Annotated in this window: 20 protein-coding genes; 8 read left to right on the forward strand and 12 right to left on the reverse strand. The window is 61.5% G+C overall.

Annotated elements, in window-relative coordinates:
- Nucleotides 1-35 precede the first annotated feature (35 nt).
- From BDK88_RS02990 to BDK88_RS03000, 3 genes are all read right to left on the reverse strand, one after another.
- The gene (locus BDK88_RS02990; protein ID WP_130499108.1) at nucleotides 36-479 is read right to left on the reverse strand and encodes a DUF2391 family protein; all 444 of its coding nucleotides are present in this window, start codon (nucleotides 477-479) and stop codon (nucleotides 36-38) included.
- A gap of 78 nt (nucleotides 480-557) precedes the next feature.
- Nucleotides 558-1,295 (reverse strand): hypothetical protein, encoded by a 738-nt coding sequence (locus tag BDK88_RS02995; RefSeq protein WP_130499109.1) that lies wholly within the window; start codon nucleotides 1,293-1,295, stop codon nucleotides 558-560.
- A gap of 148 nt (nucleotides 1,296-1,443) precedes the next feature.
- Nucleotides 1,444-2,109, reverse strand: a complete 666-nt coding sequence (locus BDK88_RS03000; RefSeq protein ID WP_130499110.1) for an AIM24 family protein — start codon at nucleotides 2,107-2,109, stop codon at nucleotides 1,444-1,446.
- A gap of 234 nt (nucleotides 2,110-2,343) precedes the next feature.
- On the opposite strand from BDK88_RS03000, the gene BDK88_RS03005 reads away from it, so the two are divergent.
- Nucleotides 2,344-3,399, forward strand: a complete 1,056-nt coding sequence (locus BDK88_RS03005; RefSeq protein ID WP_130499111.1) for an LEA type 2 family protein — start codon at nucleotides 2,344-2,346, stop codon at nucleotides 3,397-3,399.
- A 69-nt stretch (nucleotides 3,400-3,468) separates the two neighbouring features.
- On the opposite strand, the gene BDK88_RS03010 is transcribed toward BDK88_RS03005, so the two are convergent.
- Complete coding sequence (locus tag BDK88_RS03010; RefSeq protein ID WP_242611597.1) at nucleotides 3,469-5,355, reverse strand: MASE3 domain-containing protein; 1,887 nt, start codon at nucleotides 5,353-5,355, stop codon at nucleotides 3,469-3,471.
- Between the two features lie 223 nt (nucleotides 5,356-5,578).
- Here BDK88_RS03010 and BDK88_RS03015 point away from each other — a divergent pair, with 223 nt between their 5' ends.
- Both BDK88_RS03015 and BDK88_RS03020 read left to right on the forward strand, forming a co-directional pair.
- Entirely contained in the window at nucleotides 5,579-7,234 is a 1,656-nt protein-coding gene (locus tag BDK88_RS03015; protein WP_130499112.1) for a sensor histidine kinase, read from the forward strand.
- 64 nt (nucleotides 7,235-7,298) lie between these two features.
- Nucleotides 7,299-7,760 (forward strand): pyridoxamine 5'-phosphate oxidase family protein, encoded by a 462-nt coding sequence (locus BDK88_RS03020; protein WP_130499778.1) that lies wholly within the window; start codon nucleotides 7,299-7,301, stop codon nucleotides 7,758-7,760.
- 78 nt (nucleotides 7,761-7,838) lie between these two features.
- Here BDK88_RS03020 and BDK88_RS03025 read toward each other — a convergent pair whose 3' ends face one another.
- Together BDK88_RS03025 and BDK88_RS03030 are read right to left on the reverse strand one after the other, a co-directional pair.
- Nucleotides 7,839-9,233 carry an FAD-dependent oxidoreductase gene (locus BDK88_RS03025; protein WP_130499113.1) on the reverse strand — a complete coding sequence of 465 codons (1,395 nt, stop codon included), beginning with the start codon at nucleotides 9,231-9,233 and terminating at the stop codon, nucleotides 7,839-7,841.
- Nucleotides 9,234-9,554: 321 nt separating this feature from the next.
- Nucleotides 9,555-10,391 carry an ion transporter gene (locus BDK88_RS03030; RefSeq protein ID WP_130499114.1) on the reverse strand — a complete coding sequence of 279 codons (837 nt, stop codon included), beginning with the start codon at nucleotides 10,389-10,391 and terminating at the stop codon, nucleotides 9,555-9,557.
- Nucleotides 10,392-10,601: 210 nt separating this feature from the next.
- Here BDK88_RS03030 and BDK88_RS03035 point away from each other — a divergent pair, with 210 nt between their 5' ends.
- Entirely contained in the window at nucleotides 10,602-11,855 is a 1,254-nt protein-coding gene (locus BDK88_RS03035; protein ID WP_130499115.1) for a cation:proton antiporter, read from the forward strand.
- A 101-nt stretch (nucleotides 11,856-11,956) separates the two neighbouring features.
- Nucleotides 11,957-12,580, forward strand: a complete 624-nt coding sequence (locus tag BDK88_RS03040; RefSeq protein WP_130499116.1) for a class I SAM-dependent methyltransferase — start codon at nucleotides 11,957-11,959, stop codon at nucleotides 12,578-12,580.
- An 85-nt stretch (nucleotides 12,581-12,665) separates the two neighbouring features.
- Here the strand turns inward: BDK88_RS03040 and BDK88_RS21505 are convergent, their stop codons facing one another.
- Both BDK88_RS21505 and BDK88_RS03055 read right to left on the reverse strand, forming a co-directional pair.
- Nucleotides 12,666-14,039, reverse strand: a complete 1,374-nt coding sequence (locus BDK88_RS21505; RefSeq protein ID WP_207225247.1) for an SRPBCC family protein — start codon at nucleotides 14,037-14,039, stop codon at nucleotides 12,666-12,668.
- A 155-nt stretch (nucleotides 14,040-14,194) separates the two neighbouring features.
- Entirely contained in the window at nucleotides 14,195-14,365 is a 171-nt protein-coding gene (locus BDK88_RS03055) for a DUF1059 domain-containing protein (protein ID WP_092930637.1), read from the reverse strand.
- 105 nt (nucleotides 14,366-14,470) lie between these two features.
- Here BDK88_RS03055 and BDK88_RS03060 point away from each other — a divergent pair, with 105 nt between their 5' ends.
- Nucleotides 14,471-15,238, forward strand: coding sequence for a hypothetical protein (locus BDK88_RS03060; protein ID WP_130499117.1), 768 nt, complete (start codon nucleotides 14,471-14,473; stop codon nucleotides 15,236-15,238).
- Nucleotides 15,239-15,444: 206 nt separating this feature from the next.
- Here BDK88_RS03060 and BDK88_RS03065 read toward each other — a convergent pair whose 3' ends face one another.
- A complete protein-coding gene (locus BDK88_RS03065) occupies nucleotides 15,445-15,675 on the reverse strand; it encodes a hypothetical protein (RefSeq protein ID WP_130499118.1) in 231 nt (76 codons plus the stop codon).
- 472 nt (nucleotides 15,676-16,147) lie between these two features.
- On the opposite strand from BDK88_RS03065, the gene BDK88_RS03070 reads away from it, so the two are divergent.
- Nucleotides 16,148-16,549: a pyridoxamine 5'-phosphate oxidase family protein gene (locus BDK88_RS03070; RefSeq protein ID WP_130499119.1), complete on the forward strand. Its 402-nt coding sequence runs from the start codon at nucleotides 16,148-16,150 to the stop codon at nucleotides 16,547-16,549.
- A 22-nt stretch (nucleotides 16,550-16,571) separates the two neighbouring features.
- Here BDK88_RS03070 and BDK88_RS03075 read toward each other — a convergent pair whose 3' ends face one another.
- Complete coding sequence (locus tag BDK88_RS03075; RefSeq protein ID WP_130499120.1) at nucleotides 16,572-17,627, reverse strand: deoxyhypusine synthase; 1,056 nt, start codon at nucleotides 17,625-17,627, stop codon at nucleotides 16,572-16,574.
- Between the two features lie 242 nt (nucleotides 17,628-17,869).
- Between BDK88_RS03075 and BDK88_RS03080 the strand changes: the two genes are divergently transcribed.
- Nucleotides 17,870-18,250, forward strand: a complete 381-nt coding sequence (locus tag BDK88_RS03080; RefSeq protein WP_130499121.1) for a putative quinol monooxygenase — start codon at nucleotides 17,870-17,872, stop codon at nucleotides 18,248-18,250.
- 109 nt (nucleotides 18,251-18,359) lie between these two features.
- On the opposite strand, the gene BDK88_RS03085 is transcribed toward BDK88_RS03080, so the two are convergent.
- Nucleotides 18,360-19,127 carry a Nif3-like dinuclear metal center hexameric protein gene (locus tag BDK88_RS03085; protein ID WP_130499780.1) on the reverse strand — a complete coding sequence of 256 codons (768 nt, stop codon included), beginning with the start codon at nucleotides 19,125-19,127 and terminating at the stop codon, nucleotides 18,360-18,362.
- Between the two features lie 112 nt (nucleotides 19,128-19,239).
- Nucleotides 19,240-21,714: a cbb3-type cytochrome c oxidase subunit I gene (locus BDK88_RS03090; RefSeq protein ID WP_130499122.1), complete on the reverse strand. Its 2,475-nt coding sequence runs from the start codon at nucleotides 21,712-21,714 to the stop codon at nucleotides 19,240-19,242.
- Nucleotides 21,715-21,727 lie beyond the last annotated feature (13 nt).

Here is a 21,727-nt window from a genome sequence, read left to right on the forward strand (position 1 = left end):
CCCAGAGAGCTGTGTATCAACGAACGAATCCAACACTACTTCGCAAAGATGGTGTCGGCTGTTGCCGCGCCGACGACGCTGAAAACCGAACCGACACTGACGGCCTTGAACGTCGTCTCGGCGAGTTTGCCGGCCGACTCCGTCTCGAGGAAGGTCGAGGGAGCACCAAATAACAGCGCGAGGATAGTTACTGAGCCGAACGTCACCGTCATCAGCGAAATAAAGCGAAGCGGGACCCCAACGACCTCCTGTTCGTCGTCAGCATCGCGGGTCGTGTCCGCCTTATACAGCGCCGCATAGCCGATCCCGAAGACGATGGCCACGATTACGAGCGCCTGCAGGACGTGCATGTTTTCCGCGAGCGTCCAAACCTCCTCAGTGACCACGAACGGGCCTGCCAGCAGAAACCCGCCGACAGTCTGCTGGGCCGAGTCCGCGAGCCGAAACTGCTGTGGGCGGCGCGGCCGTCGGAGTCTCATAGCGAGTGATTGCGGTGGACCGACAAAACGCTCCCGCTCGAGTCTGCCGGCGACGAGCACGGTTTGAACGGATGCATATTAAACGAACAGCAACAACACAGCGTAGCCCGCCGCACCGACGGCGAACGCCCAGAATCGACTCTCACGATCAGATGGCAACTCCTCTTTGATCACGTTGAGGATGACCCCACCGGCGAGAAACGGGACGAACACCGCAATGAGGAGGTCGACGTTCTCGAGGGCATAGCCGGCGACGGCCCCAACGATTACCGCCGTCGCGAGCACCCACCGTCCACGCCGGTGGTACGTCCGGCCGTGGTGTGCGCGGAGGCCATCGTCGGTGACGAAGAAATGCAGTGCCATTGCGACCGAAAACAAGAGGAGACTCCCGAGTTCGCGATCCCACAGCAGGTAGCCGACGATCGCGTTGTAGGCGGCGAAGGAGCTGACGTGGATCCAGAAAATGCCGTCGCCAGCTGATCCCGTTCGATCCGAGTCGGCGTTCGACCGTCGGACGAGTCGCTCGAGCCCGTAGAAGGTGACGAAGCCGAGCAGAGCGATCAGATAGCCGTGGTGTTCAGCAAAGGCGGTTGGGCTTCCGTGTGCCGCAAGCGTTGCCGCAGCTTCCCCAACGTCCGGCAGGAGATGGACGAAGACGTACGCGACCGAGACGCCGCCGGCGATCGACAGCCATCGGCTCCGGGGGATCCGGCCGCTGACGCCGAGTCGGCCGGCGAAGAGATGGGGCAACGTGAGGGCAACCGTAGCCACGACGACGGCCGCGGTGTCAGCGCGCGGTGCACCAATCGAGAGCATCGATAGTGGTACTACTGTCCCGACGATTGTCGATCTATGGCCGACACGTCATCCGGGTTACTGTCACTGTGTCCCGGTGGACCCGCAGGGCGGTCGCGGCCGGCCGGCACTGACTGACAGGAGTCCGTGGCAGTGGCCGTCGTGCCTGCTACTGCTGTGGCCCGCGTTCCTCGAAGGGCTGGACGACCACGAACCCCTCCGAGCCCGAAAACTCGAGCTGGTAGGTCTCATCAGAGGACTGGCCGATCATATTCGAGAGTGCGCTGTCGACGTGGCTGCCGGGTGTCGTATCGCTCCAGGCGACGGTCGCGCTGGGATCGGTGCGAACCGGCGGGCGCAAGACCAGTGGCTCGCCGTGGGTCGTGATCGCGACGCTGCCGGGTCCCTCGAGGAAGACGTTGGTCATGCCGCCGGCCGAAAAGCCCGCGATGCTCTTGATCGTCCGGATTTCGTAGTTCACGCTCGACTCGAACGCGAGGACGTCGTTGCCGTTGACCGAAATCGACTGTCCGGCATCGAGCTCGAGGAGCTGAATCTTCTTTTCCTGATCCGCGAGATAGAGATGGCCGGACCCGGTCGCTTCCATCACCGGCGTTCCCTCTCCCGTCGCTTTCTCTTTTATGAATCCCGTAATGCCGCCTTCGGCGGACGATTTCCCCGTGAACGAGATGTCTCCGTCGTAGGCAATCATCGACCCGGCTTTCGCCATGACGGTTCCGTCGAGGTCGATATCGAGCAGCGTCGAGTTCTCGAGTTGAAACGTCTCGTCGCCAGCTTTCGGTTCGTTTGCAGTAACAAATTCGTCGACGTTCATGATGAGCGAGCCGGATGGCTCTACCGAGCCTTGGGCGGCACCCGTAAAAATAGTTACTCACATCCCAATTTCAGGTCGGCATGAAAGACGGCCGATCGAGATGCACCCAGAAGTCAACAGAAATCGGGACGAGGACGATCCATCTTGCCGGGATCGGTCGAATGGGTGGTGGATTTCAACGGCCTGAATGTGTAACGCGATGTCGGAATTACGGTGACAGTGAAATTGCGGTAGATGGTTCGTCGCAGAACGGGAGCAGTAGTTCTTCTCGTCGTCTTCCTGATCGTCGCAACTGTGGCCTACGGTGTCCTCACAGTAGGCCGACCGCAGGTCGAATCGGTCGACAACGATTGGGGGACCGTTACGGCCGACCGGACTGAAGTCGAAACGCAGCTCACCGTCGATAATACGCTGTTGCTCCGCGTCGGCGGCCCCGCAGCGGACATCTCGTATACGGTTTCGATGAACGATATCGAAGTCGCGACGGGAGAGAAAAACCGCATCAATCTCGGCGGTGACGAGAAGACCGTCGCCGTCAGCACGTGGCTCGACAACGACGAGATCCCCGAGTGGTGGGCCTCCCACGTCAACAGAAACGAGACAACGACGGTTCGAGTCGAACCCGACGTCGTCGTCAACTACGCCGGGATCCGGCTCCCGGCGACGGAGTGGGCTCGAACCCAAACGGTTCACACGAACCTGCTCGAGCCGCTCGAAACGAACGAGAGTCAGCAATTGCAGGTCGCCGGCCAAACGCTGCTGGTCGTCGATGAGACGAACGCACAGTGGGGCACCGCCACCGCCACCCGAACGCCGATCGACGCATCGGCGACGGTGACCAATCCAACGCCGGTTCCGGTGCCGATCACGGAACTTCGATACACGGTCCGACTCAACGGGATCGTCGTCGGGCAGGGCATCGCCGGCCAACAGACCGTGTTACGGCCCAACAACACTCGAACGCTCGAGGCCAGTGCAGCAATCAACAACTCCAAACTCGACGAGTGGTGGGTGACACACCTCCGAAACGACGAACGGTCGACCCTGACGGTCGACTTCACTGCGACGCTTTCCTACGGCGGCGTCCAGCGGACGGTTCCACTCGAGTTTCTCTCGTACGAGCAGCCGTTCGAAACGGATCTGCTCGGACAGAAAAACGAGAGCGAGAGCACGAACGGGTCTGTAAGCGACGAGCCCGGACAAGAACAGGGACAGCAGTCGAGTCAGCGCCAATTACAACGCACGAGAGACGCGATAGCAGCCCGCTCGAGCGACGAGAGCCGGCTATGACGGATCGACACCACTCGAGGGCAACCATGGGTCAGCCGAGAAAACGGTGTGACAGCGACGAGAGAGGGGTCACCGGGTGGTGGCAATCGGGGTGGAAGAATCGCTCCGGTCGCTCAGCGTCCCGTTTCGTGGGAGAGTCAGTGTAACGATACTCCCACGGGACTGTGCGTCTTCGAATCGAATCGTGCCGCCAGCTTCCATGACGATATGATCGACGAGCCACAGCCCCATGCCGTTGCTGTGTAAGAGCGCGTCGATCTCCGCGTCCCCCGCGATTACCTGCCGTTCCGCGGCTGGAATCCCCGGTCCGTTGTCTTCGACCCGGATTTCGACCATCCGGTCCCGGGAACGAGCGCTGATCGTCACCGTAGGCGTTCCGCACTCGGTGTGAACGATGGCGTTTTCGACGACCTCCGTGATCGCCTGCTCGAGTTCCGGCAGCGTACGGAGCACGAGGTCGGCCGGGATGTCGATCGTGATATCGGCCCGAGGATACTGCTGCTCGAGCTGGCTCACGATATCGTCGACGACGGCCGACAGCTCGAGTATCGTTGTCGTCGACGGCGCAGACAGGAACTGGACGATCTCACGTTGCTTGTCGGCCTGGGCAAGCAAGTGATCGCTCGCGTCGACGATCCGGCCAGCCATCGGTGCGATGTCGTCGGTGTCGTCGGACAGCTCTTGGATCATCTCGGCGTTGCCCGCGATCACGTTCACCTCGTTGCGGATGTTGTGTCGGAGCACGCGGGCGAGCACCTGAAGCTGCGTGACGCTCTGGTGGAGGTCGCTCTCTAGCTGTCGTTGATAGACTTTCTGATCGGTGATATCGCCGTGGATCGCGACGAAGTTTTGGATCGTCTCGTCCTCGCCGAAGATCGGCGCGATCGTTTGGTGGATCACGTATCGGTCGCCGTCTTGACGCTCGTTGACGATCTCTCCCTCCCAGACGTCCCCCGCGAGAATCGTCGACCACAGCTCGTCGTAAAACGCCTCGTCGTGCTCGCCGGAGTTGAGGAGTCGGGGGTTCCGCCCGCGGGCTTCGGCTGCCGAGTAGCCCGTGATCGCCTCCCACGCGCTGTTGACATACTGAATGGTGCCATCTCGGTCCGTGATCAACACGGCATGGCCCGAGTAGTCGGCCGCCTTTTTGAATTTGCGAGCCTCGGCTTCGCGCTTTGCCAGTGCTCGATAGAGCGTCTTCTGTGGCTCTTTGATCCCCATCTTCACGACAGACAGGTAGATCAGATAGAACGAGGCGAGCTTGAGGAAGTGCCCAACGGCGTTGGAAATCCCGTAGACATCGACATAGAACGTAAACGCGAGTTCTGCGCCCATCGTCAGCAGTATCGAGCCGGCGAGAAACTGGAAAAGACGCCGGTTGAACGTCTCCCGTTGGCCATAGAGGAGACCAAGGCTGGCCGCGAAGAGGGCGATAACGACGTATTCGCTGGCGACCTTGACTCGTGTCAGGCCACTCCCCTCGACGTACATCTGTGGGAACCAGTCGACGACGAAGATCGACCCGAGTCCGAGGGCGACGATGGCAGCATAGCCCATCACTAGCGCACACAGCGTGTTCCCGGTCCACTCGAGGTCGTCTCGCTCACCGACGACGAGGCCGACGATTCCTGCAGCCAAAAGCGAGCCTGCCTCGAGATACCGCCCCAGGACCCAGAGCTGAGTCGGCAGATTCGGACCAGTGCCGGGGAAGACCCCCATGCCTTTGTACGTGAGGACGTGAAGCAGATCCACGCCGCCGACGAACAGATAGCTGACGCCGAGAATTACCAGAAACGACCGATCGAGCTCTTCGCGTGCGTTCCAGGTAATGAGGAACACGACGGCAGCGATGAGAATGCTGACCAGTTCAACAAGGCTGTGAAAGAGCAGGAAGTTCTGCAACTGGATGGCATACAGCACACCGACGCCACCGGCCACCCCGACGAGAGCGCCCACGTGCGTCCGCCACCAGGACACCATGCTACTGACAGCCACTTGTACTCTCTCCCGTCCCAGCGTGTCGGTATAAGAACATCGACTGGCGTCCGCAGCGACGATCCGGATCGCGGTGTCGCGTCTTCGGGGTCGGGTGAGACAGTCGGCTGCTGGGAGCCGGTCGAAGACGTAGCTGTCGGGCGAAATCAGTACTTTCACTGTCCAAACGACGAATACACACTCGATGAAGACCAAGCGCCTGTTTCTTCTCCTCATCGCGCTTATCGCAGTGGTCCTCTCTGCCTCCGTCGTCGTCGGCTTTCAACACCACAAAGACGCCCTCTACACCCACGAACAAGAGGAACTCGAACATACGACGATGCATCTCCAGTCCGAACTCGACGGACAACTCGCCGCGCTCCAGCGCACCACCGAAATCGGAGCGACGAACCCAGAACTGGCACGCCACGGGAGTACGTCCCAGCGACGGGCCCTCGAGACGTTCGTCGAGCGGTCGTCGTTTGCCGGCGCGTCCGTCATCGCCGCCAACGGGACGATGACGACCATCGTCGCCGACTCCGGCAGACCGAGAGCCGCCGTCGGCGACGACTTCAGCGACCGCACCTACTTTCGGCGTGCGATGGACGGCGAGACCTACGTGAGCGAGCCGATCGAAGCCGAATCCGGGAACCTTATCCTGACGGTCAGTACGCCGCTGTCCGAGAACGGCACGCGCGTTGGTACGCTCAACGCGGCGTTTCACTTAGAACACGGGAACTTCTTCCCACAGTTTGCGTCGACGCTCGAGGCCGAACAGGGGTTGACGATCGAGTCACAGTCCGGCGAGCGCATCTATACGGCTGCACCGTCGCCGAACGCCGACCTGATGGAACGCCAGACGACGCTCTCGGAGACCGGCTGGACGGTCGCCGTCAGTGAGAGTCGCGTTCCGATACAGGAACGGAGCCGCGAACTCACCATGCTTCAGGGCAGCGCGCTCGTGTTCGTGCTCGGCACGCTCGCCCTGTTCGGGTGGTGGGTTTACCGGCGGAACCTCGCGCAACTCGAGGCGTTGCTAGCCGGCTTCGAAGCGGTCGAAAACCAGGAGTATCAGACGCGCATCACGCTCGAGGGTGCCGACGAGTGGCAACGCATCGAGCACGGGTTCAACCAGTTGTGTCGGACGCTCGACGGCCACATGCACGAACGCCAGGCGTACGAACGGCGACTCGAGAAACAGCGTGACGACCTCGAGACGCTGAACCAGGTGTTGCGCCACGACATCCGCAACGACCTCCAGATCGTGCTCGCCTACGCGGATCTGCTGGCCGACCACGTCGAGGCGGGCAGCGACGGCGAGGACTATCTCGAAACGCTCCAAGACAGCACGTCGCAAGCAGTCGAGTTGACAAAGACGGCACGGGAGATGGCCGACGTGATGCTCGCGAACGCTGACGGGCAGCGCCAGATACGCCTCCGTCCCCTCATCACGGACGTTGTTGCAGACGTCCAGTCACAGCACGCTGACGCAGATGTCTCCGTCGCGGGGCCACTCCCTGAGACGGCCGTGCTGGCAAACGAAATGCTCGAGTCAGTCTTCCGAAACCTGGTGAAAAACGCCGTCCAGCACAACGACAAGGCGGTTCCCGAGGTGACTGTCTCGGTGTCCGACGACGCGAGCGAGGTCACTGTTCGCGTCGCGGACAACGGTCCCGGCGTTCCCGACGCACAAAAAGACGAGATTTTTGGCAAAGGCAAGCGCGGACTCGACAGTGCCGGCACTGGACTCGGCCTGTACTTGGCCCAGACGCTGGTCGACGCCTACGGCGGCGACATCTGGGTCGAAGACAACGATCCCGAGGGAGCCGTCTTCGTGGTTACGCTCCCCAAAGCCGAGTAGCGCGCTCGTCACCCTTTCGTGGTCGAGCTTTTTGCAACTGTGACGTGTCGTTTCGAGTATGCCCGTGTCTGACTTCCGCGGAGCCTGGTCCGAATCCGAGGTCGAGACCTTCTTCCAGGAGACGACGATCCCGATCCGGCTCGCGACCCAGCGACCCGACGGCTCGCTGTGGCTCGTCACGCTGTGGTATCGCTACCGCGAGGGCACCCTCGAGTGTGCGACCGGTGCCAACGCAGCGCTCGTTCGCTTCCTCCGGAACGATCCGGCAGTCGCCTTCGAGGTCTCGACCAACGACGTCCCCTATCGCGGCGTGAGGGGGAACGGAACCGCCACCCTCGCGCCCGATACCGACAAGACGGTCCTGCGGGCGCTCCTCGAGCGGTATCTCGGCGGGACCGACTCGGCGCTCGCAACGTGGTTGCTCGACGACGACCGCGAGGAAATCCGGATTCGGATCGATCCCCACGAAATCTACAGCTGGGATTACAGCGAGCGCATGGCTGACTCGAGCGAGGACACGGCCTAGCGGTGGGAGAGAAAATCGGAGTGTGGGACGATCGAGTCCCGCGAACGAAACTGAAACGGACGGGACCGCGCTGGCCGATCAGTCGTCGTCAGCGCTCGGTGCGACCACTTTCGGGTCGTCGGAGTCGTCAGCACGCGGGAAGTGACCGATCGTTTCCTCGCGGAAGGCTTCCTCGTCGAACTCGTAGTCGTCGCCGAGGAAGTCAAGCAGCGTGTGCGTGTCGCGCATGGCGTTTTTGAGACACGTCGAGGCACCTGGCGACGGCGTGATGTTGAAGATGATGTCGTCGCCGACGATCTTGGCCTCGCCCATGTCGAGGGACTTGTTCTTCGTGTCGACGATCTGTGGGCGGACGCCACCGTAGCCTTTCGCGCGCTCGATGTCCTCGAGTTCGACGGTCGGAACGACCTTCTGGACGTGCGGCAGGAACTGCTTCCGGCCGACCTCGGGGATGTCATAGAGGAGGTTCCGAAGGACGTACGGCAGCAGGATGCGGTCCGAAAGGATGTTGGCGTAACTGAGGAACGCCGATGCGTTCAGGCCGAACACGTCGAGGAAGTCTTTCACCGTCGAGATGCGGCCGCGCTCGAGCGTCGGGACGAGCTTTGCGGTCGGCCCGAATCGGGTGATACTGCCGTCGTGGACGTCCGCGTCGCCGTGGACGGCCGCGAAGGGCAGCTTCTTCATCTGGAGCGTGTAGACCTTCCCGTTCAGGAGGCCGTCGTCGGTGTCCGCAAGGAAGAAGCTCCCGGCGATGGGGAGCAAGACCTTGTCCTGCCCGTAGCCGAGTTCCTTCGCCATCTGCAGGCTGTGCGAGCCGGCGGCAACGACGGTGGCGTCACAGTCGAAGCGACCGTGGTCGGTTTCGATCGTGTAGCCGTCGAGCGTCGGCGTGATGTCTGTGACTTCCGTGCCGGTGTAGACGTCGACGGTTGCCTCCTCGCGCGCTTCGTCGACGAACGACTTCGACGTCTCGCCGTAGTCGACGACGTAGCCGTCGGGCGTCTGCAGGGCGAGCATCTCCTTGTTGGGGTCGCGGCCCTCGACGACCTTCGGCTCGAGTTCGGCGATCTCCTCGCGGCCGATCGGCCGGAGTTTCGGGAAGAGGTCGCCGAAGCCCTCGTCCTCGTATCGCTCCTCGAGTTCTGCGACCTCTTCGTCGCCAACCCCGAGGACCATCTTGCTGCGCTTGGAGTGCATCTCTCGGTCGGGGTCGTGGTTCTCGAGATAGCCCGCGAGAAGCTCCGCAGCCTCTTTGACCTCTTCGGCCTTCTCGAGCGTGTAGTTGGTCTCGATGTCTCCGAAGTGGAGAGTCTGGGAGTTGTTGGTGTGGTGGGAGTTGATCGCTGCGATCTCCGATTCCTTCTCGATCAGTGCGATCGAGTCGATATCAGTGAACTTTGCGGTCGTGTACAGAAGGGATGCGCCACTGATACCGCCGCCGACGATAACTAGGTCGTATTTACCAGACATTATTGGGTTGTGTGGGTCGGTACTGCATACGCTCGACTCCAGACCTATAACTCATATTTTTTCCTCCTGGTTTTCGACAACTGTCTATATCGGAATCGACGACTGTAAGCTTAGCGCCGAAATCGTACAGAGAGCGTCGCTATCGGCCGATGAATTGATCAGTTCGACTGATTATCAACGCAGCCGACGACTTCAGCAGTGGATAGTCGTGCGTCCACTGCCGTTTCGAACCCAGTGTCTCGGTACGTATCCCAACACGATATCGACAGTCGACGTACCACGAATACCTACCGCGTGTGCGTTGCTTGTCTCCGTGATGGGTCACTCGCTCGAGTCGTCGTCCTGATAGATGACGTGGCCACAGGCTTTGCAGTGGGAGGCGTCCCGGTCGTGAGACGACAGCCCACAGTTCGGACACGTGACGTCGACTTTGTCCCTGCGGCTCCACTCACGGACGATCTTGCTTGCCTGCCACGGGATGACAATGATGCCGACCAGAATCGCCGCCACCGTGACCCACCGGCCGGCGGCCGTGACCGGAACGATATCACCGAACCCGACCGTCGATAGCGCGACCACGACGTAATAAAAGGCGTCACCGAACGTGGTAACATCCGGATTGACCGCGCGTTCGGCGCTGTAGAATAGGCCAGCGGAAACGAACAGCAAAACCAGCACCGTCAACAGCAACTTCAGCGCGCGCAAGGCATTGTCGGAGATCGTTCCAAAGAAGAACTCCGCGTCTTGCGTGAACCGATAGAACCGGAGCGCACGAACGACCCGGACCGCACGGAGGAACCCGACGTTGACGATCGTCACCCCCGGTAAAAACAGCACGAGGAACGTTGGCAAAATCGAGAGCAGGTCGGCGACGGTGTAGGGGTTGGCGAACTCCGCGAGGCGATCCGCAGCGCCGTACAGTCGCAAAACGTACTCCACCAGAAAGACGACGGCGATCCCGACCTCGAGGTGCCAGAGCGTCGTCCGGAGGTCAGCCGAGAGGGCGTAGGTTTCGGCGACGAAGATGGCGACGAACGCGAAATTCAAAGCGAACAGCGCGATGTCGATCGCTTTTCCCAGCGGCGTCCGGTGATCGAGCAGATAGAACCGAACGAGTTCCCGACGATCGCGGTTCCGGTACGACGGTTCGGCCGACATTCGATAGGAGTCTCCGGGAGCGAACCATGTAGACCCTCGGATCGATGAGCGGCAGCCGTCTCGAGAAACTTGCGGCATGAATTCACCGACGGGCGTCACTCGCCAGTCACATGGTCACGTCACTGCTGACAACGAAACACTCAGTTACGACGGACTACCACGGCTGTGTATCCACCGGGTATTATCCCGTCCGCGTGGAGGAGTGCAGTGATGAGTGCGGCGCTCGAGTTTTTGTATCGCGTCCTCGCACTGCTTGTCCTCGCACTGGCGATCAGGGTCGTCGTCGACGTCTGGCTCGAGATTCCGTACTCGATTCTCCTGATTCTGATCGGGGTGGGGATTTCGATCCTCCCCATCGACGTCGGGCTTTGGCTCTCTCACGACGTGATCATGTCTCTCGTGCTCCCGCTGATCCTGTTCAACGGGGCGATCGAACTGAATCGCAGGGTGTTGCGCGAGAACATCGTCGTGCCGCTCGTCTTAGTCGTGGTCGGGATTCCGCTGGCGGTCGCACTGCTCGGCGCGGCGACGGCTGCAGTGTTCGGACTCCCGGTACTGATTGCGCTGTTGCTGGCTGGGATCGTCGTGCCGACGGATCCGGTCGCCGTCCTCTCGCTGTTCGAAGAGATCGACGCGCCGGAGCGGCTGTCGGTCATCATTGACAGCGAGAGCCTGTTTAACGATGGGGTTGCGGTCGTTATCGTGAACGTCCTACTCGTGCTCGTCGCTGAGCGCCCAACGCCGACGGGCGGCTCCGAGATCGCCACCACAGTCGTAATCGATCTCATCGTCGTCGGCGTCGGCGGCTTCCTCATCGGGGCCGTCCTCGGATACACCGCCACGCAGTTCATCCGTCGCGTTCCCGAACGCATGGCGATCCTCCTCAGTACCGTCCTGGTGGCATACGGGAGTTACGTCCTCGCCACGAGTGTGGTCGGTGTCAGCGGCATCCTCGCAACGGTAGGCGCGGGCCTGTTTATCGAGACGACCGCAAGCGAGGGGATCGAGATCGATCCCGACATTCTCGAGTTCGTCCGCGACACCTGGGAAGGCGGCGCGTTTCTCATCTCGACGCTGGTCTACGTCCTCATCGGCGCACAGGTCCCGATCGACAGTCTGGTCAGACGGCTGGAGTTCATCCTCGTTGCTGCCGTCCTCGTCTTGCTCGTGCGGGCGGTGGTCGTCTACAGTTTAGTCGGCACTATGAACGCGATTGCCACGACGAAGACGCCGGGGAGCTATCAACACATGCTCGTCTGGGGTGGATTACACACCGTTGTCCCAATCGCACTGACGCTCGGGCTGCCTGCAGGGCTGCCGCGCCGCGAATTCATTCAAGCGGTGGTCTTCGGCGTCGCGATAACCGGTGCGCTCGTCCAGGGGTTGCTGATGCCGACGGTCCTCCGCGTGACGGGGATCCGAGAGCGTGCGTCGCGGGTTGGCGCTCTCGACAAGACGAAATGACGACCCCGATGGATGGCGTGTCGGCGTGAATCCGACGTTGATGGATGAAAAAGGACGAGAGAGACCACCTAGACTTTACGTGTTCGTCGGCAGTAGTACACGTGAATTCTACAACGGTCCGTCGCCAGTGGGCAGACCGGTCCGGCGAATACTCACCGGAATATTACGCCTACTACGGGCCTGACGAGACGAGTGAGACGATCCGCAGTATTCTCGATCGGCTCGTCGGCCGAGACGCATCTATTCTCGAGGTGGGCTGTAGTTCAGGCCGTCACCTCGCGCATCTCCACGACGATGGCTTCGAAACCCTATCAGGAATCGATGTCAACGACGACGCGTTCGACGTCATGGCAGAGGCGTACCCCGAGCTTGCCGCCGACGGAACGTTCTATCACGACTCGATCGAAGCCGTCGTTGGCGAGTTCGATGACAACCAGTTCGACGTCGTCTACTCGGTCGAGACGCTGCAACACCTCCACCCGGACGTCGAGTGGGTGTTCGAGGACCTGGCTCGAATCAGTGGCGACCTCCTCATTACGATCGAAAACGAAGGCGAGGATGATCGGTCACAGGAATCGGACCCCGACGTGAGCTACGTCAACGACGACTTCCCGCTATACCACCGCGACTGGAACCGTGTGTTTACCGAGCTGGGCTGCGTCGAGGTCGACGCCACGTCCGGCAAGCGAGATACCATCCGAACGTTTCGCTCGCCACAGGCGTAGCACATCCGGTGTACGATGCGAGCAGTTTGGCGAGTGAACAGCAGTCGACTGGCCGCGCCGAACTCGTGGATAGTCATCCGCTCGTTCACGCTGTCGAGAACGAATCTACCTGTTTCGCCTGTTCGGCACGCCGCTTGATCCCCGTGAGCATCTTCCGTTCCATGACGAAGTGCGCTGGCTCCCAGAAGAGGTAGTTGGTGATCGCGCGAAGCGGCGACCCCTCCGAGAACGGGCCGATCGACGACTGTCGCGGCTTCGATCGCATGCGTGCGAACAGCCGCGTCGTATCCTCGTCGATCGGCTCGAGGACGAACGCCCACGTCCACGCCGGCGATTCGCCGGGTGGTCTGAGGACGAGCGCTCGCTCGGGGTCGAGACGCGCGACTGTCGGCACAGATTCGGGTGACGAGCCGGGATAGTCTTCGGGTGCCAGCCTGATGGTGTCACCCTCCTCGAGGACCTGGAGTTCCGGTACGATTCGATCGACAGTGTGAATGTCGGCACCGACGGCGTTCTCGAGCCAGTCGTAGCTGTAGAAGCCGCCGCGTCCCTGACCGATCTGGACAAGCCACGGCCAGACCGCCTCAGCGGGGGCATCGACCTCGACCGCATGGGTGACCTGATCCGTCGCGTCCGGGAGCAGATCGTCACCGGGCAGGGGTGCTTGGACTTCGCTTGCAGGGACTCCCCAGCGACGGTGCCAGGGCCGAACCCCGAAGTGGTACGTGGCCACGAGGACGAGCATGGCCGTTGCGATTCGTCGGCTGCTTGGCCCGTTCGAACGGTCGCGATTCTCCACGTCGGCACTGGGCTCCGTCGGTTCCCGACTCGCCTGTCTCTCCGCATCAGCTTTGATGCGCTCGAGGGAGCGCGACATCAGGTAACCTGCGAACGGGCCGATGATCCGCCAGTACCACCGGAAGTTACGGCGGGCGCGGTCGTCGGTCGTCGCTGTGCGTGCCTCGTAGGACAGCAGCGTCCGCCCCTCGCCGTCCGATCGGACGGAGAGACTGATCGCGAGTTTCGCATAGCCCGGCTCGTCGAAGGCTGCAAACGCGTCCGGCTCGATCTGTCGCCACTCGATCGCCGGCTGCCAGAACTTTCCGACTGCACCGAAGACGAACTCCTCGCCTGGCGCGTCCTCGAGGTGCAGCCACTCGTCGGTCTTCGGCACGTCGACGAACCGAAGCTGGTCGGGTTCCGGTTCCCCGGAGACACCCCGGAGACGCTGTGACACCACCATCGGGGCGGTTCGCAAGCGCCCAAGGGCGCGGACGATCGGCCCGGTATCCAGCAGATCAGCGGTGAGCATTGCGTCGTAGGTCGTCTCGGGATCGGCGTCCACGACGGCGTGTCGGACCACCGTGACGTCGAACTCGGGCAAGTGTCGATCGATCAGCATCGAGGCGTCGGCCGAGGCTGACGCACTCGCACTGTTTCCGAACGCGGGCCCTATCATTGCTCCGTGTTCACGTCCGACAGCGATCGTAATAGAACGTGACCTGCGACCGGCCGTGATGTGCTGGCAGGATCATACGGACTGCTGTCAGTGGGTTTCGGACCACTCACAGCCCACCATGCGAGTGCGCCGGGAACTCAGGGCAACAACCCGTGTCAGAGCGTTTCGATGTACGGTTCGATGTCTTCGTCGGAGACGTCACGCCCGTGGACGTCCTTCAGATGAGACCGTGCGGCCTCGTATATCGACTCCTCGAACTCGCTGTAGACGACCACGTCGCAATCCGCAACGTCACGACACTCGAATCGATACCGTTCCGTGACCATGTGTGTGAGACCAGCGCAAGCGCCATGTAGCTGCCGCCCGCACGAGCGTGGGACGCCTACGACCGCCCACGCAGCATTTGTACACTGCTCACGATTGCACAGTACATGGTGGAGACGGAGGCCGTGATCTCGATTCTCGCTGGTGGCGTCACCGCGCTATTCGCCGTCTTCCTCACGTTCTACTTGCGGAATCAGTGGCAGGAAATTCAGTCGCTGCGGGCGATCCAGACCGAACTCGAGCAAAACACCGAACGAATGCGGGATCTCGCCACGCTCCTCACGGGCGACTTGCAGCGCCAGCAGGTTGACCTGCCGATCGAAGTTCCTCCGGGAACGAGACTGGAGATCAGATACGTCGTCTCGTTTCCGAGTTCCCTCTCGACGACGGCGTTTGACCAAGTAAAGCACACTGGCATGTTCCTTCGACTCTCGCCCGACGTTCGCCGGTCGCTGCTCGAGGTGTATGATACGATCGACCGGATCAATCGGCTGCGACAGCACAGAGAGCGCATTCACTTCGACGATATCGGGAACGTCCACATCGTCATCGACCCCTCCGAACTAGACATCGAACCGGACACGTCCGTTTCCGAAGCGGATCTCCCGGCGGAGACCCGACAGCGGCTCTCGGGTCTTCGTCAGCTGCGCCGCGCGATGAAAGAAGTGAACCGGTCGATTCTGCGCCTCATCGCGTCGATTTCCTCGCCGGCGATGATCGACGACCTCGACCTCGAGTCGTTCGTCGAGTCCGATCGCGAGCACAGGCGCGACTCGAGGGCCGAGTCACCACCTTCCGACGGCGTGGATCTCGAGGAGCTGCGATCGATCCTCAACGACGTCGAGCAGCACTCGGTTTGGTCCCGGTTTATGTAGGCAAGTGGTGTGAATCGACGCCTCTTGAGAAGCGGACAACGAGACGGCGACGATCAGATGGGCGAGTAAGGCGATGGCCTCAGCACTCATAGGGCTCGTCACGACCGGATGCCGAGTCCGGCTCGGAGCGGGTGCATCGTCATCGGCCAGGCGAACGTAGTGCCGTCGCTCCAAAGACGGTTTGGATTCGACAGAACAGGTCTTCCTTACGCCGCTTCGTCCGTGGTTCCAGGCGCAAACGCCGCGTTCCACTCGTCGACCAGGTTCTCGAGTCGCGCCCGGTTCCGATAGGAAAACATCCGGGGGGCGCGGTCAGTCGCCGTTCGCGGGTCCTCGAGCGGGGTCGTTGTCGTGCTCGCGGGTGTCGCTCGCGTTCGGTCGGTCGTCGGTTCGGGTTCGGGCTCGGGCTCGGATCGGGTCAGGTATTCTGTGTGCATGTCGGTCGGGTGGTAATGTCGTCGAAATCGGTACTGGTCGGCAATGAACTCAGGCTGCTACGTGTACGACCGACATCTGTACACCCTCATACCGCCTCCATGGTTATAAAAGTTCATGATAAACCTCATCTCGAGCAAATGGTGTCAGAAAGCAATTGCCATGGTAGAAGATGTCACTGTCAGGACAGCCATCGAGCCGCGCTCGGGACTGGGAGGTGGCCGACTGGAATCGATGTGATGGGCACGATCGAAAACGGCAGTGACCGGCTACTATATCGACAGCTTGGGAATACGTGCCAGTGATGCCTCGCGTATCGATAGCCGTGACGAGCGAGTCGCTGCCGCCGTGACGGACGTCGGTTTCGTGGGACCGGCGCGAAACGAGGCCGACTATTTTCCAGGGCGTCTCGCGAGCCGAGGTTCCGGACAGTCAGGGCTGACGCTTTTCTCGGTCACCGTCGACGATCCCACTGTGTCAACCGTTCCACCGGAGGCAGAACGATTGCTCGAGCGCGAGCCGCTGATGGCCCACCTGGGAACCTGCGTCGAGGGACGGCCCCACGTCGCGCCGGTCTGGTATCGGTACGCCGACGGGGTCGTCGAAATCGTGACGACGGGCCGAAAGCTGGCGAACATCAGGCAAAACCCACGCGTTTCCCTCTCGATCCAGCACGACGAGGCAGGACAGGCACGCTGGATGGTGTCGCTGCTCGGCACGGCGACGGTAATCGACGACGAGGCTGAGACAGCTGCCGCCCGCCGCCGGATCAACGAGAAGTACGGGGCGGGCCCCGATGCCTACGCCGAGAACACGCTGGTCCGGATCGAGATCGGCTCGGCGACCTACCGGACCTACGACGACGAGATCGAGTAACGCTCGACCGACTGCGCTCGCTTCAGTTCTCGAGTCGTTCGCGCGCGGCCGCGACGACGAGCGGAAGCGTAATCGTCGCGTCGGCATAGACCGAGACGTTCTCGGCGTCTTTCTCGAGTTTGCCCCACGAGCGGGCCTCATCTAAGGTCGCACCGGAAAGGCCGCCAGTCTGTTGGGGATCCATCGTCAGTTGGACGGCGTAGTCGTAGGCGTCGGGCGAGACGAGCATCGTCTGGAGGGTGAAGTTCTTCGGGACGCCGCCGCCGACGACGAACGCGGCGGCCTCGTCGGCATGGTAGGCGATGTCCGTCAGCGGCGTCATGTCAGCCAGCGCGTCCAGCGAGAAATCGGACGTCTGGGAGTACATCCACGCCTGCAGGCCCAGCACGGAGTCCTGGACGGCGGGACAGTAGATCGGTACGTCGTTTTCGTAGGCTGCAGCGGCGATGCCGGGATCTTCGTGGACGTCGTCGCGCTCGTTCACGTCGGCGTTGGCCCGGCCGAGTTCCTCGGTGAGCCGCTGGATCGAGACGACGCCTTCCGCCTTGAGGGTCGGGAAGACCTCATCGCGCAGGTGCGATTCGAACGTCGCGAAAAACTCCTGTGGAAGATAGACGTTGTAGATGCGGTCGACGCCCTCGTCGCGCAGTTGCTCGTCGTGTTCGCGTTCGGTTTTGCCCTCGGCAGTCACCTCGCCGTGGTGGTGTTTGCCGCCGATGGCCTCGATCGAGTCGTGGGTGAGATTCGCCCCCGTCGTGACCAGCACGTCGATGTAACCGTCACGGATCAGGTCGGCGACGATCGCACGCATACCGGTCGGCACCATCGCGCCCGCGAGGCTGAAGAAGACGGTCACGTCGTCGTCGAACATCGCTTCGGTGATGTCGACGGCCTCGTGGAGGTTCGCCGCGCCGACGCCAGCATTGCCATACTCGTCGGCGAGTTCGCCGACCGTCATCCCGGCCCGGACTTCGGCGTGGCCGATCGGATCGTGCGAAAAGGTCTCACGCTCAGGCTCGTGGTGGCCGTCCGCGTCGCCATCGGCGGCGTCACTGTCGTGATCGTGCTCGTCGCTCATGTTTTCGCATGCGCGAGCCACCGGTTTGAACGTCGCGGTTCACTCTGTTCCGTCGCCTCGAGAGAGTCATAGAATCGCTCACCCACAATGCGTACTGACCATCAGGACCCATGCCAATTGTGATAGATGTTCTTGGACCCGTGCAAGATACAAGGCGCGTATCCTGCGGGTTCATAGAAACCAATGTTGTGTGGGAAACACCCACATTGACAGACGACGTATGGAGAGCCGAGGAATCTGAAATGATTGTCTACGTAGACCGATCAGCGGTTCGTGACGGGAAACTGGACGAACTCAAGGGAGCGATGACCGACCTGGTGGAGTTCGTCGACGCCAACGAACCCGACATCCTGTCGTACGACGTTTACTTCAGTGAGGACGGCACCCGAATGACCGTCGTGCACACGCACGCCGATTCTGCATCATTAGCGTATCACATGGAGGTTGCGGGTCCCGAGTTCCCCCCGATCGGCGAGTTCATTGATCTCGATGCCATCGACGTGTATGGACAACCCAGCGCGGAACTCGTCCACCAACTTGAGGAGAAGGCCTCGACACTGGGACACGGACGCGTGTCGATCCACGACCGCCACGACGGAATTGATCGAGTCCCTGATGAGTAATCCGTGTGCTGAACCCATCTCTACATCTTGCATGCAATTCTTGGCAAGGGCTAGATGTATCGGGATTTGCTTCGATATATGGATTCTCTGTACTCCCTGCTGGGAGTGACTACAGTCCCGTCGGCACGTCGAGATACGTCGTCTCGAGCCCCCACTCCTCAACGATCTCCTGCAGCGAGCGCACGCCGAACGTCTCGGTCGCGTAGTGGCCTGCAAGGAAGACGTGAATCCCAGCTTCCTTGGCTTCGTGGTAGACTTTCCCTTTCCCTTCGCCGGTCACGAGCGCGTCCGCGCCAGCTTCGACAGCCTCGTCGAGCCAGTCGGTCCCGCTGCCGGTGACGATCGCCACGTCCTCGATCTCGTCGGGGCCGAAATCGAGCACTGGAACGGGCCGGCCGCCAGTGTCGAGGGCGGCCTCGAGGTGCTCGCGTAACTCGTCGGGGCTGTAGGGGTCGGCTGCCGTCCCGCGCTGGCCGATGTATTCGGGACCGAGTTCGCCGAACGGCGTGCGATCCTCGAGTTCGAGCACATCGGCGACACCGGCAGCGTTGCCCAGTTCTTGGTGGCCATCGAGCGGCAGGTGTGAGACGTACAGCGCGAGGTCGCCCTCGAGCAGCGGCGCGAGTCGGTCGTAGGTCTGGCCGGTAACGCGGTCGATCCCGCCCCACGAGAGGCCGTGGTGGACGACCAGCAGGTCCGCGTCGGCTGCGATCGCATTCTCGAACGTCTCGCGGACGCCATCGACGGCGAACGCCACGTGCTCGATGTCGGCTTCGTCCGGGCCGACCTGCAGGCCGTTCGCACTCGCATCGAGGTCGGCGTAGTCTGCGGTTCGGAGCTCTTCATCGAGTCTATCGACGACGCGCGAGAGTTGCATGGTCGGCTCTTGTGCGACGGTCGCCTTGTAACCGAGTGCTTCATCCTGTCGGATGAAAGCATCAGTGCCGACGACTCGACGCGCGTCGAGTCGAATCAAAAACGGGCCTGCGCTACATGAGGTAGAACAGCGGGAACAGAATCACCCAGACGATGTCGACGAAGTGCCAGTAGAGCCCGAAGTACTCGACTGGCCGGTCGTCCTCGAGATAGGCGTCGACGGTCAGGACTCGGTAGACCATGAACCCGGCGATGAGCAAGCCGAGAATGACGTGTAAGGCGTGCAGGCCAGTCGTCACGAAGTACATCGAATACTCGAGGTCGGTAAACCAGTAGATGCCGTGGGCGAACTCCTGACTCCACTCATAGCCCTTGACCGCGAGGAACGTGAGCCCGAGTGCCAGCGTCGCGCCCATCGACGCCAGCAGGCCGCGTTTGTTTCCGCGTTCGGCCATGGTCAACGCGAGAACGACCGTGAAACTCGAGGTCAACAGCACGTAGGTGTTGACCAGTCCGACGATCGCAGATGGTGGAACGGGTTCGATCTGGCCCCAGCCCGTGCTGAGTCGCATGAAGACGTAGCCGCCGATGACGGCTCCGAAGACGACGACGTCCGACGCGAGGAAGAACCAGACACCCATCTTGGTCGTGTCGACGCCCTCGAACGGCCAGCGTTCGGCGATCTCCATCTCCGGTGCGTGGAACTGCTCGCGGCCGTACTCGAAGAGCGTGTATCCGAGGATGCCGACGCCGACGACCGAAAGCACGGGATAGAGAATATTCGGCCCACTCGGTGGAGGGAACCCGGCGAATTCCGCCCCGCGTGCGGTTGCGAACTCGGCGACGAAGGGAGTCAACCCCGACAGTCCGAGGAAGGTAACGAACATCCCGATCCCGATCCCGAACGGCCAGATACTCGCGTGATCCTCGTGTTCGGTCTCGAGCGATTCGGCCTGTCCCGCCCGGCCGTGGGCAACCGCACCGCCATCGGTCGCGGGCGTGTCGTCGACGAACTCGAGGCTTCCGCTGGCGTAGCTGGGCCGATTGGGCCAGTTTTCCAGCGGCGGGGGCGAAGTCGTCGCCCACTCGGCAGTGCGTGCAAACTGCCATGGATTGTCGGGTGCGTCCGGTCCCGAGCGGATGCTCTGTGCGAGCGTGATGAAGACCAGCAGGATCGACAGGGCGAGGACGAACGCGCCGACGGTCGCGAGCTGCTGGTAGAGCTGTGCGCCTTCGTTGTAGTGGAAGACCCGGCGGGGCGTCTCCCAGGCCAGAAACATCGGGAAGTACAGCAGGTTGAAGCCGACGAAGTAGATGGCGAAGCTGAGCTTCCCCAGCCGTTCGTCGTACATCTTCCCGGTGATCTTCGGCCACCAGTAGTAGAGGCCACCGATCAGCGCGGTGACACCGGAGACCATCACGTAGTGGAAGTGGGCGACGACCCAGTAGGTGCCCCGAAGCTCGTAGTCGAGGACGACCGCACCGAGGAAGACGCCGGTGATCCCGCCGAGGATGAACAACAGGAGCGCGCCGAGGACAAACAGGAACGGCGTCGTAAACCGCACTCGACCTTTGACCATCGTATAGATCATCGAAAAGACCATCAGATCGAAGGGTAACGAGATCCCGATCGTCGTCGCCATAAACAGCGTCTTGATCGGGAGGTTGATCGTCGTCAGGAACATGTGGTGCATCCAGACCAAAAACGACTGAATCGCGACCAGCACCATCGCGATGATGACCCACTTGCGACCGACCAGCCGGCGACCGGTAAAGGTCTGGACGACTTCGAACATGATCCCCAGCGCGGGGAAGAAGACGATATAGACCTCCGGATGGCCGAAAAACCAGAAGATGTGCGCCCACAGCAGGCTCGAGCCATCGGCCGTCGAGGAAAGATACTGAGTGAGAAAGAGCCGATCGGAGAGCATGAGAATAAGCGCGGCAAGCAGCGCCGCGAAGGCAAACAACATCATCCAGACGGTCAGCAGCGTCCCCCAGGTAAACAGCGGCATGTTCCAGAGACCCATCCCCTCGGCGCGACAGCAGTGGATCGTCGTCAAGAAATTCACCGAGCCGAGGGTGACCGACATGACGAACAGGGTCAACGCGAGGATCGTCGTGTTCCCACCCATCGTCAGCGTGTAGCCGGGATTGTAGATCGGGACGTTCAGCGGGGCGTACATGTACCAGCCGTTAGCCCACGTGGTCCCCTGGAAAAAGGACAGCAAGATGAGAATTCCGGAAAAGAGATAAAACCAGTAACTCAGCGCGTTTAGCCGGGGAAAAGCGAGGTCTTTCGCCCCGATCTGTAAGGGGACGACATAGTTCGCAAATGCGAAGCCAAGCGGCGAAATAAACCAGAACACCATCAAGAGCCCGTGGACCGACACCGCCTGATTGTACTGCGTGTTCGTCAGGAAGCCGATCCCGCCCGCTTCCCACAGGTGGATCCGGAACAGCAACGCGAGGACGCCACCGGCGACAAGCAGGAACAGCGCAGTAAACAAGTAGAGAATCCCAACGTCCTTGTGATTCGTCGTCACCAGCCAGCGCTTGATCGTCGTTCGCGGCGGGAACTCACTCATCGGTCACCACCCC

Origin of the sequence: Natrinema hispanicum, assembly GCF_004217335.1 — an archaeon.
In the GTDB taxonomy this organism is placed as follows: domain Archaea; phylum Halobacteriota; class Halobacteria; order Halobacteriales; family Natrialbaceae; genus Natrinema; species Natrinema hispanicum.

Bases quoted from the DNA above. Each gene is read 5' to 3' on its own strand.
- BDK88_RS02990 (WP_130499108.1), bottom strand. From the start codon at position 479: ATGAGACTCCGACGGCCGCGCCGCCCACAGCAGTTTCGGCTCGCGGAC.
- BDK88_RS02995 (WP_130499109.1), bottom strand. From the start codon at position 1,295: ATGCTCTCGATTGGTGCACCGCGCGCTGACACCGCGGCCGTCGTCGTG.
- BDK88_RS03000 (WP_130499110.1), bottom strand. From the start codon at position 2,109: ATGAACGTCGACGAATTTGTTACTGCAAACGAACCGAAAGCTGGCGAC.
- BDK88_RS03005 (WP_130499111.1), top strand. From the start codon at position 2,344: ATGGTTCGTCGCAGAACGGGAGCAGTAGTTCTTCTCGTCGTCTTCCTG.
- BDK88_RS03015 (WP_130499112.1), top strand. From the start codon at position 5,579: ATGAAGACCAAGCGCCTGTTTCTTCTCCTCATCGCGCTTATCGCAGTG.
- BDK88_RS03025 (WP_130499113.1), bottom strand. From the start codon at position 9,233: ATGTCTGGTAAATACGACCTAGTTATCGTCGGCGGCGGTATCAGTGGC.
- BDK88_RS03030 (WP_130499114.1), bottom strand. From the start codon at position 10,391: ATGTCGGCCGAACCGTCGTACCGGAACCGCGATCGTCGGGAACTCGTT.
- BDK88_RS03035 (WP_130499115.1), top strand. From the start codon at position 10,602: ATGAGTGCGGCGCTCGAGTTTTTGTATCGCGTCCTCGCACTGCTTGTC.
- BDK88_RS21505 (WP_207225247.1), bottom strand. From the start codon at position 14,039: ATGATAGGGCCCGCGTTCGGAAACAGTGCGAGTGCGTCAGCCTCGGCC.
- BDK88_RS03055 (WP_092930637.1), bottom strand. From the start codon at position 14,365: ATGGTCACGGAACGGTATCGATTCGAGTGTCGTGACGTTGCGGATTGC.
- BDK88_RS03060 (WP_130499117.1), top strand. From the start codon at position 14,471: ATGGTGGAGACGGAGGCCGTGATCTCGATTCTCGCTGGTGGCGTCACC.
- BDK88_RS03065 (WP_130499118.1), bottom strand. From the start codon at position 15,675: ATGCACACAGAATACCTGACCCGATCCGAGCCCGAGCCCGAACCCGAA.
- BDK88_RS03075 (WP_130499120.1), bottom strand. From the start codon at position 17,627: ATGAGCGACGAGCACGATCACGACAGTGACGCCGCCGATGGCGACGCG.
- BDK88_RS03080 (WP_130499121.1), top strand. From the start codon at position 17,870: ATGATTGTCTACGTAGACCGATCAGCGGTTCGTGACGGGAAACTGGAC.
- BDK88_RS03085 (WP_130499780.1), bottom strand. From the start codon at position 19,127: ATGCAACTCTCGCGCGTCGTCGATAGACTCGATGAAGAGCTCCGAACC.
- BDK88_RS03090 (WP_130499122.1), bottom strand. From the start codon at position 21,714: ATGAGTGAGTTCCCGCCGCGAACGACGATCAAGCGCTGGCTGGTGACG.